We start from the raw sequence: 16,200 nt of genomic DNA on the forward strand, positions 1-16,200 counted from the left end.
TCACGCGCGCGCCGCCATGAGGCTGCGATAGAGCGCGGCATAGTCGCCGGCGCGATTGCGCCAGGAAACGTCGGTCGCAAGGCCGCTTCGTTGCAGCCGGCGCCAGGTCAGCTTGTCGTGGAAGGCGATGTTGGCCTTGCGCAGCGTGCCGGCGAGGGCATCCGCCGTCACCGGGCCGAACTTGAACCCCGTGGCGTCGTGGCCGGACGCATCGGCCTCGCCGATATCGACGATGGTGTCTTCGAGACCGCCGACGCGGGACACGATCGGCACGGCGCCATAGCGCAGCGCGCAAAGCTGGGTCAGGCCGCACGGCTCGAACCGCGATGGAACGACGAGCGCGTCCGCCCCGGCCTGGATGAGATGCGCCAGAATCTCGTCGTAACCGATCACGACGCCGATCCGGCCGGGATTGGCGCGGGCCGCAGCCTGATAGCGATCCTGCAGGTCGCGGTCGCCGCTGCCGAGCAGCGCGAGCTGCATGCCTTCGCGCAAAATGGTCGGGATGGCCTCGAGCAGCAGATCGAGCCCCTTCTGCCAGGACAATCGACTGATGACGCCGAGCAGCGGCGCTTCGTCCGAGGAATCGAGATTGAACTGCTGCTGCAGCACCGCCTTGTTCGCAGCCCGGAACGTCAGGTCCTCCGTGCCGAAGCGGTAGGCGATGTGCGGATCGGTTTGCGGATTCCACACCGAAACATCGATGCCGTTGAGGATGCCGCTGAGCACGCCGGCGCGTGCGCGCAAGAGGCCGCCGAACCCCATGCCGCCTTCGTCGGTCTGGATTTCCCGTGCGTAGGTCGGTGACACCGTCGTGATGCGGTCGGCGAATTGCAGTCCGGCCTTCAGGAAGCTGATCCCGCCGAAATATTCGAGCTCATTGACGTTGAAGGAGGACCAGGGCAGACCAACCGCTCCGATCAGCTCGGGCGCGAACTTGCCCTGGTACGCCATGTTGTGAATGGTCATCACGGTGCCGGGCCGCGGGCGGTTGTCATAGTGCAGATAGGCCGGCGCGAGGCCGGCCTGCCAGTCATGGGCATGGACCACATCGGGCACGAAGGCCGGCACGAGGCCGTGGCCGATGTCCGCGGCGATGCGCGACAGCGCCGCGAAGCGCACGCCGTTGTCCGGCCAGTCGATGTTCTCGCTGGTGACGTAGGGATTACCCGGCCGCGCATAGAGATGCGGCACGTCCAGAACGAAGAGATCGAGCCCGTCGTGCAAGCCTCCGAGCAGCCGTCCGGGACCGCCGAAATAGTCCGGCCACCGCCGCAGTTCCTCCGCGCCGGCGAGCAGGCGCATCACGTCGGGATAGCCCGGCATCAAGGTGCGCATCTCTACGCCATGCGCCTTGAGCGCAACCGGCAGCGCGCCAGCGACATCCGCGAGGCCGCCGGTCTTGACGATGGGATAGACTTCGGAAGCGACCGCGAGGACGCGAACAGGCGTCATTTATTGAGCCTGTCGAGCATCGGTTGGGTGATCAGCGAGATGCCCTGCTCGGTGGTGCGGAAGCGCTTTGCGTCCAGCTCGGGATCCTCGCCGACGACCAGGCCTTCCGGAATCTCGACGCCGCGGTCGATCACGACGTTCTTCAAGCGCGCGCCGCGGCCGACATTCACGTAGGGCATGATGACGGCGTTCTCGACGTTGGCGTAGGAGTTGACGCGCACGCCGGTGAACAGGAGCGAGCGGCGTAGCGAGGCACCGGAGATGATGCAGCCGCCGGAGACCAGCGAGCTCACCGCCTGGCCGCGCCGGCTCTCCTCGTCGTGAACGAACTTCGCAGGCGGCGTGATCTCGGCATAGGACCAGATCGGCCAGGCGCGATCGAACAGATCGAGCTCGGGCACGACGTCGGTGAGGTCGATATTCGCGGCCCAATAGGCATCGACCGTACCGACGTCGCGCCAATAGGCGCGGAGGTCGCTGCCGGTGCGGACGCAGGAGGTCGAGTACTGGTGCGCCATGGCGCGGCCGTTCTTGACGAGGTAGGGAATGATGTCCTTACCGAAATCGTGGTTCGAGTTCGGGTCCTCGGCGTCGCGCTTGAGCTGGTCGAACAGGAACTTCGCATCGAACACGTAGATGCCCATGCTGGCGAGCGAGACGTCGGGCTTGCCGGGCATCGGCGGCGGATCTTTCGGCTTCTCCAGGAACTCGTGAATCCAGCCGTTCTCGTCCACATGCATGATGCCGAAACCCGAGGATTCCGTCCGCGGCATCTCGAGGCAGCCGACGGTGACATCGGCGCCGCTCTCGACGTGCTGGCGCAGCATCACCTCGTAGTCCATCTTGTAGATGTGGTCGCCGGCCAGCACCACGATGAAGCGGCAGGCGTGAGATTCAATGATGTCGATGTTCTGGTACACCGCGTCGGCCGTGCCGACATACCACATGTTCTCGGAGACGCGCTGACTTGCCGGCAGAATGTCGAAGCTCTCGTTGCGCTCGGGACGGAAGAAGTTCCAACCCATTTGAAGATGCCTGATCAGGCTGTGCGCCTTATACTGGGTTGCGACTGCGATGCGGCGGATGCCTGAATTCACCGCGTTTGACAGCGCGAAATCGATGATGCGGGACTTGCCCCCGAAATACACGGCAGGCTTGGCGCGCCGGTCGGTCAGCTCCAGGAGCCGGCTGCCCCGTCCGCCGGCCAGGACGAACGCCAGCGCCTGACGGGCAAGCGGCTCGGGTCTCGCGGCATTCATGTCATTCTCCCACAACTCTGGCGCTCGCGAGAAGCCTCCCGGCCGCGCACATTGGAACCGATAATAGTGGCACGAATAGTAAATCGTGAAGATGGTTGATGGTTGCGAATGCACGGGAAGCTTAATACGTGCCCGGGCGATCCGGCCCCAATCGTCGTCGTGCCGGTGTCACATGCGGGAGGGACGAGGTCATTGATCCCGTCCGCAGCCGGTTGATCAGAAGGAAGGCATGTGTCTTGTGCGGTGCACGCAAATCCGAGCTTTGACTTGGCGCAAGGATGGCCGATCATGACACTGCGATCCTTTTCCATCGAAAGCAGACAGAGACAGGGAGCAAGACGATGAGGATCTGGAAGACGGCAATTGCCTGTTCATTGGCCGGCGTGGTCATGGCGGCCCAGATTGGGCAGGCCACGGCGGGCCCGATGCCGACCAATGTCGCGACGATGAAGGCTGCAGCCGGCGATAATGTCACACCGGTGCATTGGCGCGGCGGCGGCTGGGGCTTTGCCCTAGGTGGTCTCGCAGCCGGCGCGATCATCGGGGGCGCCATCGCCAGCGGTGCGCCCTACGGCTATTATGGCGGCCCGTATTACGGCGGATATGGATATCCCGGCTACGGCTATGGTTACGCGCCAGCCTACTACGGCTATGGCTACGGGCCGGGCTATGCTTATCCGCGATACTATCGGCCTTATCGTCCGTATTATAGCTACGGCTATTATCGCCCCTACCGGGCCTATCACCGCCCGTATCGTGTCTACCACCGTCACCACTATCGCCATTGGTGAGCGGCACGCGGCTAAGGACAGCCACACCATCAGGCTCATGCATGCGAAATGCATGAGCACGATGGCCGCGAGGTGCAGCGGGCACGCTCGTGCCGCCCGCGCATATCGTTGCTCGTCGTCATGGCCGATCTGACTCGCACTGGTGCGTAGCTAGCCGTGCGCGGCGAGAACGGACGAACCAGCGGCGCCATCGCGCGAGCCCGTTCGCGCTCCGGGTGCCCCACAGCGGGGACGGACGATCCGTTGCTGCGTGAACGATCGGCCCCGCTCTCGGTGGCCGCATCGTCTATGCGCTCGTGGTGCGGGGTCTCGGTGGAATAGGCCTTTCGTCACGCTATACTGCCTCCTCGAAGAAAGGGGGCGCCATGGCCAGGATCAGGGTGGGACTCGTCGGCTGTGGCTTCGTGTCGGAGCTGCACATGCATGCATTCCGACGCGTCTATGGCGTGCGCGTCGAAGTCGCGGCGGTGGCGGCGCGGGGCGACCGCGTCCTCCAATTCGCTGATCGGCACAACATCGCGCGCGTCTATCGCAACTTCGCAGATGTGATCGCGGACGCCGATCTCGACGTCATCGATATCTGCACGCCGCCAAATCTCCATACCGGGATGATCGTCGGGGCGATGCAGGCCGGCAAGCATGTGATCTGCGAAAAGCCCTTCGCCGGCTATTTCGGCCGCGAGGGTGACAAGCAGCCGATCGGCAAGCACGTGCCGAAGGCGCTGATGTACGAGCGCGTGCTGGAGGAGATGGACGCCACGCGCGCCGCAATTGAGCGCACCGGACGACTCTTCATGTACGCCGAGGACTGGATCTATGCGCCGGCAGTGACCAAGACGGCAGAGATCATCCGCGCCACCAAGGACAAGATCCTGTTCATGAAGGGCGAGGAAAGCCATTCCGGCTCGCACGCTGCCCATGCCGCGCAATGGGCGATGACCGGTGGTGGCTCGCTCATCCGCATGGGCTGCCACCCGCTCTCGGCCGTGCTCTATCTGAAGCAGGTGGAAGCCCAAGCGCGCGGCGAGACCATCCGTGTTGCCAGCATCACCTGCGATGTCGGGAACGTCACCGCGGGCCTGAAGCCCGAGGAGCGTACTTACATCAAGGCGAACCCTGTCGATGTCGAGGATTGGGGCACGCTCACCGCAACGTTCTCCGACGGCACCAAGGCGACCGTGTTCTCCGGCGACATGATCATGGGCGGCGTGCGCAATCTGATCGAGACCTATACGAGCGGCGGCTCGCTGTTCGCCAACATCACCCCGAACACACATCTGATGAGCTATCAGACCAGCGAGGAGAAGCTCGCGAGCGTCTACATCACAGAAAAAGTCGACCGCAAGACCGGCTGGCAATATGTTTGCCTCGAGGAGGAATGGACGCGTGGATATCTGCGGGAGATCCAGGATTTCATGGAATGCGTCGCCACCGGGCGCCAGCCGCTGTCGGATCTCGCGCTGGCCTATGAGACGATCAAGGTGAACTACGCCGGCTATTGGGCGGCGGAGGAGGGACGAAGGGTGGTGTTGTAGATATCACCATGTGCACACTGCGAACCCTTCTCCTCTTGTGAAGAAGGTGGCGCGAAGCGCCGGATGAGGGGTTTGTCTCGGCGGGTTCGAAGTGAGAGATACGCGCGCGGAGAAATACCCCTGACCCGTCTCGCCGCTTCGCGGCGAGACACCCTCTCCCACAAGGGGAGAGGGGACAGCCCGGCCTGCCTCACGCCGCGTAGGTCGATCCCTTCGGCAGTGGGAACACCGGGTCCTGTGTGCGGATATTCGTCGGCCACACCACAGAGATGTGCTCGCCCGCGTTCTGCATCACGACCGGCGTCGAGCGTTCGTTCTGGCCGGACAGGGGGGTGCCCGGCGGGAAGAACTTGACGCCATAGCCCTGGATGGTGCCGCCGGCGGGGATGTCGACGTCGAGCGCAGCCTTGCGGATCGCCTCTGGCTCGAAGCTGCCGTACTTCTCCTTGGCGACCGGCAGCACGTTGTTGAGCAGCACCCAGGTCTGATTGAAGCCCATCGAGCAGTGCGGCGGCACGTCGGTGGCGCCGGTCTTGGCCTGATAGCGCGAGACCATGGTCTTGATGAGATCGCCCATGCCGGGCGCGAGCTTGGCAGGATCGAGCAGCTGCGCCGGCACCGGGTCGATGTTGCAGAAATTGTCGATGTCGGCGCCGAAGGTCGCGCGCAGCTTGTCGAGCTGGCTGTAGCCGGCGCCGGCGCCGAACAGCATCTTGAATCGCAATCCGCTTTCGCGCGCCTGACGCAGGAACAGGGTGATGTCGGGGTTATAGCCGGCATGCGAAATCACGTCGGCCTTGGCGCGCTTGATTTTTGTCACCAGCACCGACAGGTCTGGCGCCGAGGCTGAATAGCCTTCGCGCAGCACCACGGGGATGCCGGCCTGCTTGGCATAGGCCTCGTCGGCAGAGGCAACGCCGACACCATAGGGGCCGTCCTCGTGGATCAGCGCGACCTTGACCTCTTTCGGATCCATGCCGAGCTTGGCTTTCGCGTGCTCGTTGATGAAGCTCGCAAAGGCCTGCCCGTATTGATCCGAATGGATCTGGGCGCGAAACACGTATTGCAGGTTCTTGTCCTTGAACACTGCGGTCGAGACCGCCGTCGTGATCCAGAGGATCTTCTTCTGTTGCTCGACCTTGGCTGCGAGCGGCACCGCATGCGAGCTCGCATAGACGCCGTTGAGGATGTCGATCTTCTCCTGGTTGATCAGGCGTTCGGCCTCGTTGATCGCAACGTCCGGCTTGCTCTGGGAATCCGCGGCGACCGGAGCAACCTTGTATTTGCCGCTGACGCCGCCTTTCTCGTTGACGAGATCGATCGCGATCTGCGCGCCGATCGAGGAGGCGACCGAGCCGCCGGCGGCGAAAGGGCCCGTGAGGTCGTAGATCAGCCCGATGCGCAATGTCTCGGCTTGCGCCTGGGCGCGTGTCCAGTCGAGGCTGAGTGCGGCGGCGGCAGCCGCCGAGGTCTTCAGCAGCTGCCTGCGTGAAGTCGGCATCCTATCCTCCCTCAAAACCGTCGTGTGATCTTGTTTTTACGAAGTATGGGGAGGGGGACGGTGGAAAGTCAACATGACGAAAGCCGAGGCTCGTCGTCGCTGGCAGGGAACGCAAATGCGAGATGCTTCAGACGACAATATTCCTGCCCTAGAGATCGGTGATGCGCCGGCGAAAGACGCCGGCGCGCTCTTGTTCACGGATTATGTGGCTCAGCCCGGCCCCGCGCCTTGCGTCGCCGTATACACCGCATAGAGCGACTGGCTCGCGGCCATGAACAGGCGGTTGCGCTTGGGGCCGCCGAAGCAGACGTTGCCACACACTTCCGGCAGGCGGATGCGGCCGAGCAGCTTGCCCTCCGGCGACCACACCGTCACGCCGCTGTAGCCGACCGCGCGGCCGGCATTGCTGGAGGCCCAGAGATTGCCGTTGACGTCGCAGCGCAGGCCGTCGGGCCCGCATTTCACGCCATCGATCACGCAGTCGGAGAAGCGTTTCAGGTTGGACAGCTTGTTGTCGCTGCCGACATCGAACACGAAGATCTCGCCCTTGCCGCCGGGGCCGGTGTCGCCAGGCCCTTTGCCGGTGGAGGCGATGTAGAGCTTCTTGTAGTCCGGCGAGAAGCACAGGCCGTTCGGGTCTGGCACCTGGTCCTCAGTGACCACGAGGTCGACGCGGCCCGACGGATCGATGCGATAGCAATTGGTCGGCAGCTCGCGCCTGCCCGGCACGAAGCCGGCGGGCTGGCCGATCCGCGGGTTGAGCTTGCCGGCCGTATTGCTCGGACCACCCGCGACGTCGGGCTCGCCTTCATAGAGTTGGCCGCCATAGGGCGGGTCGGTGAACCAGTAGCTGCCGTCGGGATGCGCGGCGATGTCGTTCGGCGAATTCAGCCGCTTGCCCTGATAGGAATCCGCCAGCACGGTGGCGGTGCCGTCATGCTCGTACCGTGTCACGCGCCGCGTCAGGTGCTCGCAGGAGAGCTGACGACCCTGGAAGTCGAACGAGTTGCCGTTGGAGTTGTTGGAGGGCGAGCGGAATACGCTGACGCGGCCATCGTCCTCGCTCCAGCGCATTTGCCGGTTGTTGGGAATGTCGCTCCACAACAAATAGCGGCCTTGCGCGCTCCACGCAGGGCCCTCGGCCCATAGCAGTCCGGTGTAGAGACGCTTGATCGCGGTGTTGGGCTGCGCGAGATCGTTGAAAGACGGATCCACCGCGATGATGTCGGGGTCCCAGAAATAAGTGGTCGGTGCGCCGCGAGGGCCGAAATCGCGCGGCGGGTTGGTGATGGTGCTCGGCGGTGCGGCGGGTCCGGTCTGGGCCAGTGCGGCGCCGGCTCCCGCGATCGTGGCCGCACTGATTGCAAGCCCCCGGACAAGTGTTCGTCGCGAAAGCGCAGCATCCTGGTCACGCTGCTCCTGGTCACGAGCCTCTTGGCGTGTCATTCGCGTCCTCCCGGTCATGTCTCGCTGGCCGGTTGATCCGGCCGAGCGGGATGGAGGTTAGTCCCGTCCGCCGCCGGTTGCGAGAGGTGGAATCGAAACCACTGCGCGATCGCGGGTCGCAATTTCGTCACCTTCAAATGCGTTTAGACTTGAAGGCGCTGAACGGGAATAAAGCCGGAGCTCATTTTGCAAGTCGTCGTCCTGGTCATCGTTCTCGCGATCGCATTTGCGGCCGGATATTTCACGCGTGACTACGTCTCTCGGAGAAGGAGGGCGGAGGCACGCCGCTGGCGCGAATATGCGGAGCCGGATTGGCTCTCCGCGAATGCGCCGGCAAACACCAACGAGATCGCGAAGGCCGGCACCGCTGTGCCCGGGGCCACCGGCGAACTCGGCCAGATGCTGAACCGTTGGGAGAGCAGGGCCCGCGCCCGCCGCACCGGCACGGGATAGCCGCCGTGGCGCGCTCGCACTCGATCGCCTGGCAGGACGTCCCGTCGCCCGGATCGAGCGAATGCGGGACGCATTCCGCTCCATTCGACACGAACCGAAATCAGCCAGGTCAGCTATCCTGACCATCTTTTGGCGTTGCGGTTGGGGCCATTTCTCGTCTAGAAACGGACCGCGCTGAGCCTCCCGGCAACCAACCGTCAACGGTTTTGACCGAGGATTTGTGGCTCAAAGGGTCCGGCAATGCTGATTCGCGGCCAAATCGAGGGGATTTCGAGGGAGGTGGCTCTGGCCGCCGCCACGATTCCGGCCGCCTCGCTGCCCACCCTCCTTATTGGCGGCCTCCTTCTTACTTGCCCCTGAGGGCCGGCTGGGCGCCATGCGCCTGGGCGCTCAGGGGTTGGTCGAGATCACCGGACACCCAAGCGCCAGGGACCAAGACAGTCTGAACGGCGCAAAAGCTCAAAAGGAATTCTAGAAAATGGCCACCCAGAACAAGTCCGAGAAGGACCGCGTCATCATTTTCGACACCACGCTGCGCGACGGCGAGCAGTGTCCCGGCGCCACCATGACCTTCGAGGAGAAGCTCGAGGTCGCCGAACTGCTGGACGACATGGGTGTCGACGTGATCGAGGCCGGCTTTCCGATCACCTCCGAAGGCGACTTCCAGGCGGTCAGCGAGATCGCGCGTCGCTCCAAGAACGCCGTCATTGCCGGCCTGTCGCGCGCACATCCGGCCGACATCGACCGCTGCGCCGAGGCGGTGAAGTTCGCCAAGCGCGGCCGCGTCCACACCGTGATCGCGACCTCGCCGCTGCACATGCGGGTGAAGCTGAACAAGACCCCGGAGCAGGTGATCGAGACTTCAGTGGCCATGGTCGCACGCGCCCGCAACCAGATCGACGACGTCGAATGGTCGGCCGAGGACGGCACCCGCAGCGAGATGGATTTTCTGTGCCGCATCGTCGAGGCCGTGATCAAGGCCGGCGCAACCACCGTGAACATCCCCGACACCGTCGGCTACACGGTGCCGGAGGAATACACTCACTTCATGCGGACGCTGATCGAACGCGTGCCTAATTCGGACAAGGCGGTATTCTCCGTGCACTGCCATAACGACCTCGGCATGGCGGTTGCGAACTCGCTGGCCGGCATCGTCGGCGGTGCGCGCCAGGTCGAGTGCACCATCAACGGCATCGGTGAGCGCGCCGGCAATGCCGCGCTCGAAGAGATCGTGATGGCGATCAACGTGCGCAACGACAAATTCCCGTACTGGAACAAGATCGACACTACGCAGCTCACCCGTGCCTCGAAGGTGGTGTCGGCGGCAACCTCGTTTCCCGTCCAGTACAACAAGGCCATCGTCGGCCGGAACGCCTTCGCGCATGAGAGCGGCATCCATCAGGATGGCGTGCTGAAGGACGCCTCCACCTACGAGATCATGCGGCCCGAAATGGTCGGGCTGAAGCAATCCTCGCTGGTGCTCGGCAAGCATTCCGGCCGCCATGCCTTCGTGCACAAGCTGGAGGAGATGGGCTACAAGCTCGGCCCGAACCAGTTGGAAGACGCGTTCACGCGGATGAAGGCGCTGGCCGACCGCAAGAAGGACATCTACGACGAAGACATCGAGGCGCTGGTCGACGAGGAAATGGCGGCCTCCCACGACCGCATCAAGCTGACCTCGCTGACCGTGATCGCGGGCACGCATGGCCCGCAGCGCGCGACCATGAAGCTCGACGTCGACGGCCAGATCAAGATCGAGGAGGCCGAGGGCAACGGCCCGGTGGACGCGGTGTTCAACTGCATCAAGCGCCTCGTGCCCCACGAGGCCAAGCTGGAGCTGTATCAGGTTCACGCCGTGACCGAAGGCACCGACGCGCAGGCCGAAGTCTCGGTGCGGCTGGCGCAGGACGGTCGATCGATGACGGCACGCGCGGCGGACCCCGATACCTTGGTCGCGTCGGCCAAGGCCTATCTGGGCGCGCTCAACAAGATCGTCATGAAGCGCCAGCGCGACACGGTGACGACGGCGGCTGCGAGCTGACAAGCGAAGCTTGCCATTCCGGGGCGCCTCGGCGAGGCGAGCCCGGAATCTCGAGATTCCGGGTTCGATGCTTCGCATCGCCCCGGAATGACGGCCGGAGAGATGGCAGCCCTGCGAACGGCCAATAGCCGTACGATGCGCCGGCCTGTATTGATGTGACGGCCATGAAGGATCGGTCGCCCCCGCCGGGCGACCTCAATAACCACAGGGAGAAACAATGCGCACCTTCGCGATCGCCGCGTCCATCGCGGCTCTGGCACTTGGCTTGACAGGGCCGGCGTCGGCCCAATCACCGATCATCATCAAGTTCAGCCACGTCGTCGCCACCGACACGCCGAAAGGCAAGGGCGCGGAGAAGTTCAAGGAGCTGGCCGAGAAATACACCGGCGGCAAGGTCAAGGTCGAAGTCTATCCGAATTCGACTCTCTACAAGGACAAGGAAGAGCTCGAGGCGCTGCAGCTCGGCAGCGTGCAGATGCTGGCGCCGTCCAACTCCAAGTTCGGGCCCCTCGGCATCCGCGAGTTCGAGGTGTTCGATCTGCCCTACATCCTGCCCGACCTGAAGACGCTGCGGAAGGTGACGGAAGGGCCGCTCGGCACGCGGTTGCTCAAGCTGCTGGACGCCAAGGGCATCACCGGCCTTGCCTATTGGGACAACGGCTTCAAGCAGATGAGCGCGAACAAGAAGCTCGTCACGCCTGCCGACTATCAAGGCTTGAAATTCCGCATCCAGTCGTCGCGCGTGATCCAGGCCCAGTTCAAGGCGCTCAGCTCTTTGCCGCAGGTGATGGCGTTCTCGGAAGTCTATCAGGCACTCCAGACCGGCGTGGTCGACGGCCAGGAGAATACCTGGTCGAACATCTACACCCAGAAGATGCACGAGGTGCAGAAGTACATCACCGAGACCAATCACGGCTACATCGGCTACGTCGTGATCGTGAACAAGAAGTTCTGGGACGATCTGCCGGCCGACATCCGCGACCAGCTCTCCAAGGCGATGAAGGAAGCGACCGCTTTCAGCAACGCGCAGTCTCAGAAGGAGAACGATGACGCGCTGGCCGAGATCAAGAAGAGCGGCAAGAGCGAGATCATCAAGCTCACCCCGGAGCAGGACGAGGCGATGCGCAAGGCGATGGAGCCGGTCTACAAGGACGCGGCGAGCCGCGTGGGCCAGCCGCTGATCGACGAGTTCCTGAAGGAAGCCAAGAGCACCACGAACTGATCATAACGAACGTTGAACGAAGGCTTCCGTGCCGTCGGCACGGAAGCCTCTTTGTTGCGAATGATGTCCAATTGCGGCTAGAGGTAAAATCGGCCGTTACATCTTCGTAACGTCGCGCTCCCTGTCCAAGTTGTAAGTTGCGCGTGGGCCGCGCCGCGCTCATCCTCCGGGCATCCTTCCAGAGGAGGTTCGCATGAAGAAATTCACCATCGCAGCCATCGCCGTGCTCAGCATCGCCGGCTCGGGCGCGGTCTATGCCCAATATCATCGCCCGTGGACGGAGCACGTCCGCCACATGCGCATGAACCCCGAGGACCGCGCCGCCTTGGTCGACGCGCGTATCGCCGCCGTCCATGCCGGGCTGAAGCTCAACGCCGATCAGGAAAAGCTGTGGCCGCCGGTCGAGACTGCCGTGCGGGAGTTCGCCAAGCTGCGCATCGACCGCGCCAATGCGCGGATGAATGCCGGCCCCAATGATGCGGACAAGCCTGAAGATCCGATCGCCCGCCTGCGTCAGCGCGCCGAGGACATGGGCGCCAGCTCCGCCGCCCTGAAGAAGATCGCCGATGCCGCCGATCCGCTCTACAAGACCCTGGACGATGGCCAGAAGCGGCGCCTCGCGGTGCTGACCCGCCACCGCGGCCCGTTTGGGGGCGGCGAGGACGGTCCGCGCCACCGCCATTTCATGGAGCGCGGCATGGACCGCATGATGGGCCACGGCATGGACCATTTCCACCATCACCGCTTCGACCGTGACGAGGGCCGGGACCGCGAGGGCCGGCTCTGAGCGGCCGGGTTTCCGCACGATTAACCTTGGCGAAGCCGCTGGAATCCAGCGGCTTTCCGCTTTTCCGCCCCTGGGGACGAAGCCTTGGAAAACTTGCGTCCCGTCGCTTGCCATCCCCGGATCGCTTTGCTAAACGACCGGCCTCGCAAGGCTTCGATCGCCTTTCGGGCGCATAGCTCAGTTGGTAGAGCAGCTGACTCTTAATCAGCGGGTCCCAGGTTCGAGCCCTGGTGCGCCCACCACCCTTAAGAGATTGGCCCGCAAGGGCTTTTTTAAATCCTTCGGCAGAACAAAGCGGGTCTCGTGCGACGCTTTTAGTGGTCGTACGTCGCACGCCGTGCGACGAGTCGGATAATTCCGGAGCGTTGTAATCGGGCGCGGGTGATCGTCGATGGCTAACTCTGCGCGTTCACAGATGACCGAGTGCCGAAGCGCTCGGCTAGGAGCGAGTCGGAACACAGAACGCGAGATTGGCGGCGCGCTGCGCGACCTTAGGCCGGAGCCCATGCTCCGCTGAAACACCAACAATGAGACCTACCGGTCTGCGTTCAACCCTTCATACCTTCCTTCCGCACCTGCAATTCAAGTCTGTCGATGCCGGAATCGGCGCGAGCCGCATTGCGGGCGCGGTAGTGCTTCACGATGGTCTGCGCGCTTCGGTATGAATGCCCAGTGATGTCGCAGATCGTCAGCAAGTCGCAGCCAGCTCGATCGAGAAGCATGACACAGGTATCACGTAGGTCTTGGTCGTGCTTTTGGTCGAGTTCGCCGGCGCCGTTTACAAACATCAGCGCGGGACAAGGCTTCAGGCGCCATGCTGTCTCATCACCATTGCTGTCGCGTGCGGACTGCGCATCCAGCCATTCCGCTAATGCGCGCTTGCGCTGATCGACCGCTCGAGCGCGCTGCGCCTTATTCTCCTCATCGAGAGGAAAAGGGGCGAACAGCCTGTCGACATCCTTAATCAGTTCGCCGTTCAGTCGCTCTGCGCGTACAATTGCCTGGCGCGCGTTGTCGCTCGCGAGAAGGCCGAAGATCGCGACGGCCCGGGCGGTCGACACCCAATGGCGATAGGTACTCTCGTCATAAGGCTCGCCATTGTCCTCATTGACCACGAGTTCGGGTGGCACCTTATCCAGTTGAAGCCGAAGCTTGAGCTCCTTTACTCGTGCACGAGAGGCATTCAGCCGTGCGCTGAGTTGTGGCGCCTCTTTGATGTCGACAAGTTCGCCAGTCTTGCTCTGCCGGAACGCGTGCCGGCCCTCGATGTCGCTCTCATTGCGCATAATTAGACGGTCAGTCTGGCGCTGCCCGGTAAACAACGCCAGATGAAAGCTATCGCCGACCGAAGGCCGTTCGATCGCATCGGCTGCGGCGACCCATGCGGAAAATTCGGGCATCGCAACCTGCACGATGCGTCCCTCTGGATGATCGAACTCCATGCCTTCTCGCGGGTTGGGCCCGAGACGCCACAGGGTGCTTTCCTGCCCCCAAGTGAACGCCGCTGAGAGCGTCGCTATCATCGAGAGGGCCATATGATGGCCGCGAGCCGATTTTGCATAGTTATAGAAGGCTCGGAACTCCGGTTTGCCGATTGATGTCGGAGTTGCAGTCGCGATCGCCTCGAGTTGTCGGACGGGCTCGGCTACGCCGAGCAGCCTGGCGGCACGGATTTCGGCACGCATCTTCGCCGCGGATTCACGTGATTGCGGTCGGTACAAGATTGCGGAGATACATTTGCGATAGGAAGATTGCGAAGCGGACGACAATGCCTTGAACTCGACCGACTTGCTCCAATCGTCCAGAAGATCTTCGACGGTTGAGCGCTTCCGGACCGTAATTTTCTTCGGTAGTTTTCCGGCGCGGCGCGCCGCCTCGATTTCCGACTTTCGTTTGTCTGAAAAGTCTGAGGCTTCTTGGAGGTTGAACCACGCACCGACCGGACGGCCTTTTTCATCGTGCGGCGGATGGCGCAAGTCGGCATCGACAAAGCCAAGCGCCCTGGCATAAGCACCGTGCGAGGAGCGAGGACGGCCATCACGCCACTTCACATGGGGAAACTTGGGATCGGCCATAAGGAGCCTCAGTGCCAGTAACAGATGGCGCCCATTGGAATCTAGCGCGATCTCGTCTGTCAAGAGTCGTGCTGGCCGTAGGCCCTCCGCAGCCGCTCGCGGTGTTCCTGGTCGCTTACGGCTGGCGGTGGCGCGAATGGATCGTTAGCAATCGTCTTTGGACGCATAGGATGATGTCGGGTAAGCCAAGCATCGAAACCGGAGCGTTCCCATTTCAGCGGTCCTCGCTCGCTGATCGGCGAAGGCAAGCCGTCGCGCTCATGCCTAAGGCGGCGCGTGCGATAGAACGTATCCAGTGAGATGCCTATCGCCGTTGCGACCTCGGTCGAAGAATAGGGTGGCTGCATGCTTGTGGTGCGCAAACCCATAACCCCTCGCCGCTCTTGGCGTTTCGACTGATGTTTTGACGACCCAAAATGAACAGATAAGGCTACGGCGAAAAGCATTCCCCATCGCGCGTAGGGAATTCGGCTTTTTTGGAGTATGAATAGGATGCCCCGGTGCTAACACGTCGGACATTCGCCGTCCTTGGGGATTCTCGATACAGCCCAAACTGATGCGGTGAGCCCACCCGCTCTTCGAGAGGGCGCAGATTTCACCGGTCAGCGAACTCGAACATGCAGCCAGACCGTTATGAGCGGCGGGATAATGGCCGCCGTCGTTGATTTTCCTGCGCTTTTCGTAGAATTCGACCACATTCGCCGCGCTTCGTGCGGGTTGTTTCTGGTGCGAAACTGGTGCTGCTCGTCTGCAATCGAAACTTGGACTTAGGGCATTGCGTTCTGTTGGTGATAACGTGAGAACGCAAGTCAGTCCCGGCGACCGACGACAAGCGAATTCCGTACGCCATCGTTGCCGGCTGATCGCCCCGGCCTGTCAAGGTCAGGGTCCCGGTTCGCGCGCTATCGGTAGCGAGCAAAAGAGGTTCATGGGAAAGCAAGCCAGGCGAAATAGATCGTGAGTTTCTTCGAGCGTCTAAAGACAGAAGCATCCGTTGAGTGGCGGGCCTACACCGAGCATCCCTTCACGAACGGATTGGCAGACGGCTCGCTCGCCGAAGCGGCGTTTCGTCACTACCTCGCTCAGGACTACCTGTTCCTCATCGAGTTTACGCGCGCCTACGCGCTCTCGGTCTACAAGTCGCCCAAGCTTACCGACATGCGTGAAGCAGCGGCCGGTCTCTCGGCCATCCTTGATGTTGAGATGAATCTTCATGTGAAGCTCTGTGCCGGTTGGGGTCTATCTCCGAGCGACCTTGAACAAACCCCGCCGGCGGTCGAGATGTGAACCGCCCCCGGTTTGCCGGAGGCCATTTGGTTTAAGTTATGCCGCCATGGCCGATTGTTCCAGCATGGCGTAGTAGCGTTGCTCGGCTTCGGCCGGCGGGATGTTTCCGATGGGCTCCAGGAGCCGTCGGTTGTTGAACCAATCGACCCATTCGAGGGTGGCGAACTCGACGGCCTCGAAGCTGCGCCATGGTCCGCGCCGATGGATCACCTCGGCCTTGTAGAGACCGTTGATGGTTTCGGCGAGAGCGTTGTCGTAGGAATCTCCGACACTGCCGACAGAAGGCTCGACGCCGGCTTCAGCCAGGCGTTCGGTGTATTTTATCGATACGTATTGGCTGCCCCTGTC

At 62.7% G+C, this 16,200-nt stretch carries 12 protein-coding genes, 1 tRNA gene and 1 pseudogene; 8 read left to right on the forward strand and 6 right to left on the reverse strand.

Annotated features, from left to right (window positions below; genetic code table 11):
• Entirely contained in the window at positions 1-1,455 is a 1,455-nt protein-coding gene (glgA, locus tag K408_RS0116555) for a glycogen synthase GlgA (protein WP_024339662.1), read from the reverse strand.
• Positions 1,452-2,714, reverse strand: coding sequence for a glucose-1-phosphate adenylyltransferase (gene glgC, locus K408_RS0116560; RefSeq protein WP_024339663.1), 1,263 nt, complete (start codon positions 2,712-2,714; stop codon positions 1,452-1,454). Before glgC ends, glgA begins: the two co-directional genes overlap by 4 nt.
• A gap of 341 nt (positions 2,715-3,055) precedes the next feature.
• Between glgC and K408_RS0116565 the strand changes: the two genes are divergently transcribed.
• Together K408_RS0116565 and K408_RS0116570 are read left to right on the forward strand one after the other, a co-directional pair.
• The gene (locus K408_RS0116565; RefSeq protein ID WP_024339664.1) at positions 3,056-3,505 is read left to right on the forward strand and encodes a hypothetical protein; all 450 of its coding nucleotides are present in this window, start codon (positions 3,056-3,058) and stop codon (positions 3,503-3,505) included.
• Between the two features lie 365 nt (positions 3,506-3,870).
• A complete protein-coding gene (locus tag K408_RS0116570; protein WP_024339665.1) occupies positions 3,871-5,040 on the forward strand; it encodes a Gfo/Idh/MocA family protein in 1,170 nt (389 codons plus the stop codon).
• Between the two features lie 190 nt (positions 5,041-5,230).
• On the opposite strand, the gene K408_RS0116575 is transcribed toward K408_RS0116570, so the two are convergent.
• Positions 5,231-6,541 (reverse strand): ABC transporter substrate-binding protein, encoded by a 1,311-nt coding sequence (locus K408_RS0116575; RefSeq protein WP_024339666.1) that lies wholly within the window; start codon positions 6,539-6,541, stop codon positions 5,231-5,233.
• Positions 6,542-6,751: 210 nt separating this feature from the next.
• Entirely contained in the window at positions 6,752-7,987 is a 1,236-nt protein-coding gene (locus K408_RS0116580; RefSeq protein ID WP_024339667.1) for an SMP-30/gluconolactonase/LRE family protein, read from the reverse strand.
• Positions 7,988-8,170: 183 nt separating this feature from the next.
• Here K408_RS0116580 and K408_RS0116585 point away from each other — a divergent pair, with 183 nt between their 5' ends.
• The 5 genes from K408_RS0116585 to K408_RS0116610 all read left to right on the forward strand — a co-directional run bounded on the left by K408_RS0116585 (position 8,171) and on the right by K408_RS0116610 (position 12,732).
• Positions 8,171-8,440: a hypothetical protein gene (locus K408_RS0116585; protein ID WP_024339668.1), complete on the forward strand. Its 270-nt coding sequence runs from the start codon at positions 8,171-8,173 to the stop codon at positions 8,438-8,440.
• Positions 8,441-8,918: 478 nt separating this feature from the next.
• On the forward strand, positions 8,919-10,481 hold the full coding sequence (locus K408_RS0116595; RefSeq protein ID WP_024339669.1) for a 2-isopropylmalate synthase: 1,563 nt from the start codon (positions 8,919-8,921) through the stop codon (positions 10,479-10,481).
• 217 nt (positions 10,482-10,698) lie between these two features.
• Positions 10,699-11,703, forward strand: a complete 1,005-nt coding sequence (locus K408_RS0116600; protein WP_024339670.1) for a TRAP transporter substrate-binding protein — start codon at positions 10,699-10,701, stop codon at positions 11,701-11,703.
• A gap of 193 nt (positions 11,704-11,896) precedes the next feature.
• A complete protein-coding gene (locus tag K408_RS0116605; protein WP_024339671.1) occupies positions 11,897-12,490 on the forward strand; it encodes a Spy/CpxP family protein refolding chaperone in 594 nt (197 codons plus the stop codon).
• Positions 12,491-12,656: 166 nt separating this feature from the next.
• Positions 12,657-12,732 (forward strand) — tRNA-Lys (locus tag K408_RS0116610).
• A gap of 306 nt (positions 12,733-13,038) precedes the next feature.
• Here the strand turns inward: K408_RS0116610 and K408_RS40285 are convergent.
• Complete coding sequence (locus K408_RS40285) at positions 13,039-14,565, reverse strand: site-specific integrase (RefSeq protein ID WP_024339672.1); 1,527 nt, start codon at positions 14,563-14,565, stop codon at positions 13,039-13,041.
• 957 nt (positions 14,566-15,522) lie between these two features.
• On the opposite strand from K408_RS40285, the pseudogene K408_RS38115 reads away from it, so the two are divergent.
• Positions 15,523-15,849 (forward strand): annotated as a pseudogene (locus K408_RS38115) (TenA family protein); the annotation flags it as partial.
• A 39-nt stretch (positions 15,850-15,888) separates the two neighbouring features.
• Here K408_RS38115 and K408_RS0116625 read toward each other — a convergent pair.
• Positions 15,889-16,200, reverse strand: a 312-nt coding sequence (locus tag K408_RS0116625) for an integrase core domain-containing protein (RefSeq protein ID WP_155251391.1), incomplete at its 5' end; no start/stop codon positions are given.

The sequence above is a fragment of the Bradyrhizobium sp. in8p8 genome (assembly GCF_000426845.1).
GTDB classification, from domain to species: domain Bacteria; phylum Pseudomonadota; class Alphaproteobacteria; order Rhizobiales; family Xanthobacteraceae; genus Bradyrhizobium; species Bradyrhizobium japonicum_C.

Coding starts and splice junctions, on each gene's coding strand:
- K408_RS0116565 (WP_024339664.1), top strand. CDS start 3,056: ATGAGGATCTGGAAGACGGCAATTGCCTGTTCATTGGCCGGCGTGGTC.
- glgA (WP_024339662.1), bottom strand. CDS start 1,455: ATGACGCCTGTTCGCGTCCTCGCGGTCGCTTCCGAAGTCTATCCCATC.
- K408_RS0116595 (WP_024339669.1), top strand. CDS start 8,919: ATGGCCACCCAGAACAAGTCCGAGAAGGACCGCGTCATCATTTTCGAC.
- K408_RS0116605 (WP_024339671.1), top strand. CDS start 11,897: ATGAAGAAATTCACCATCGCAGCCATCGCCGTGCTCAGCATCGCCGGC.
- K408_RS40285 (WP_024339672.1), bottom strand. CDS start 14,565: ATGGCCGATCCCAAGTTTCCCCATGTGAAGTGGCGTGATGGCCGTCCT.
- glgC (WP_024339663.1), bottom strand. CDS start 2,714: ATGAATGCCGCGAGACCCGAGCCGCTTGCCCGTCAGGCGCTGGCGTTC.
- K408_RS0116575 (WP_024339666.1), bottom strand. CDS start 6,541: ATGCCGACTTCACGCAGGCAGCTGCTGAAGACCTCGGCGGCTGCCGCC.
- K408_RS0116570 (WP_024339665.1), top strand. CDS start 3,871: ATGGCCAGGATCAGGGTGGGACTCGTCGGCTGTGGCTTCGTGTCGGAG.
- K408_RS0116580 (WP_024339667.1), bottom strand. CDS start 7,987: ATGACACGCCAAGAGGCTCGTGACCAGGAGCAGCGTGACCAGGATGCT.
- K408_RS0116600 (WP_024339670.1), top strand. CDS start 10,699: ATGCGCACCTTCGCGATCGCCGCGTCCATCGCGGCTCTGGCACTTGGC.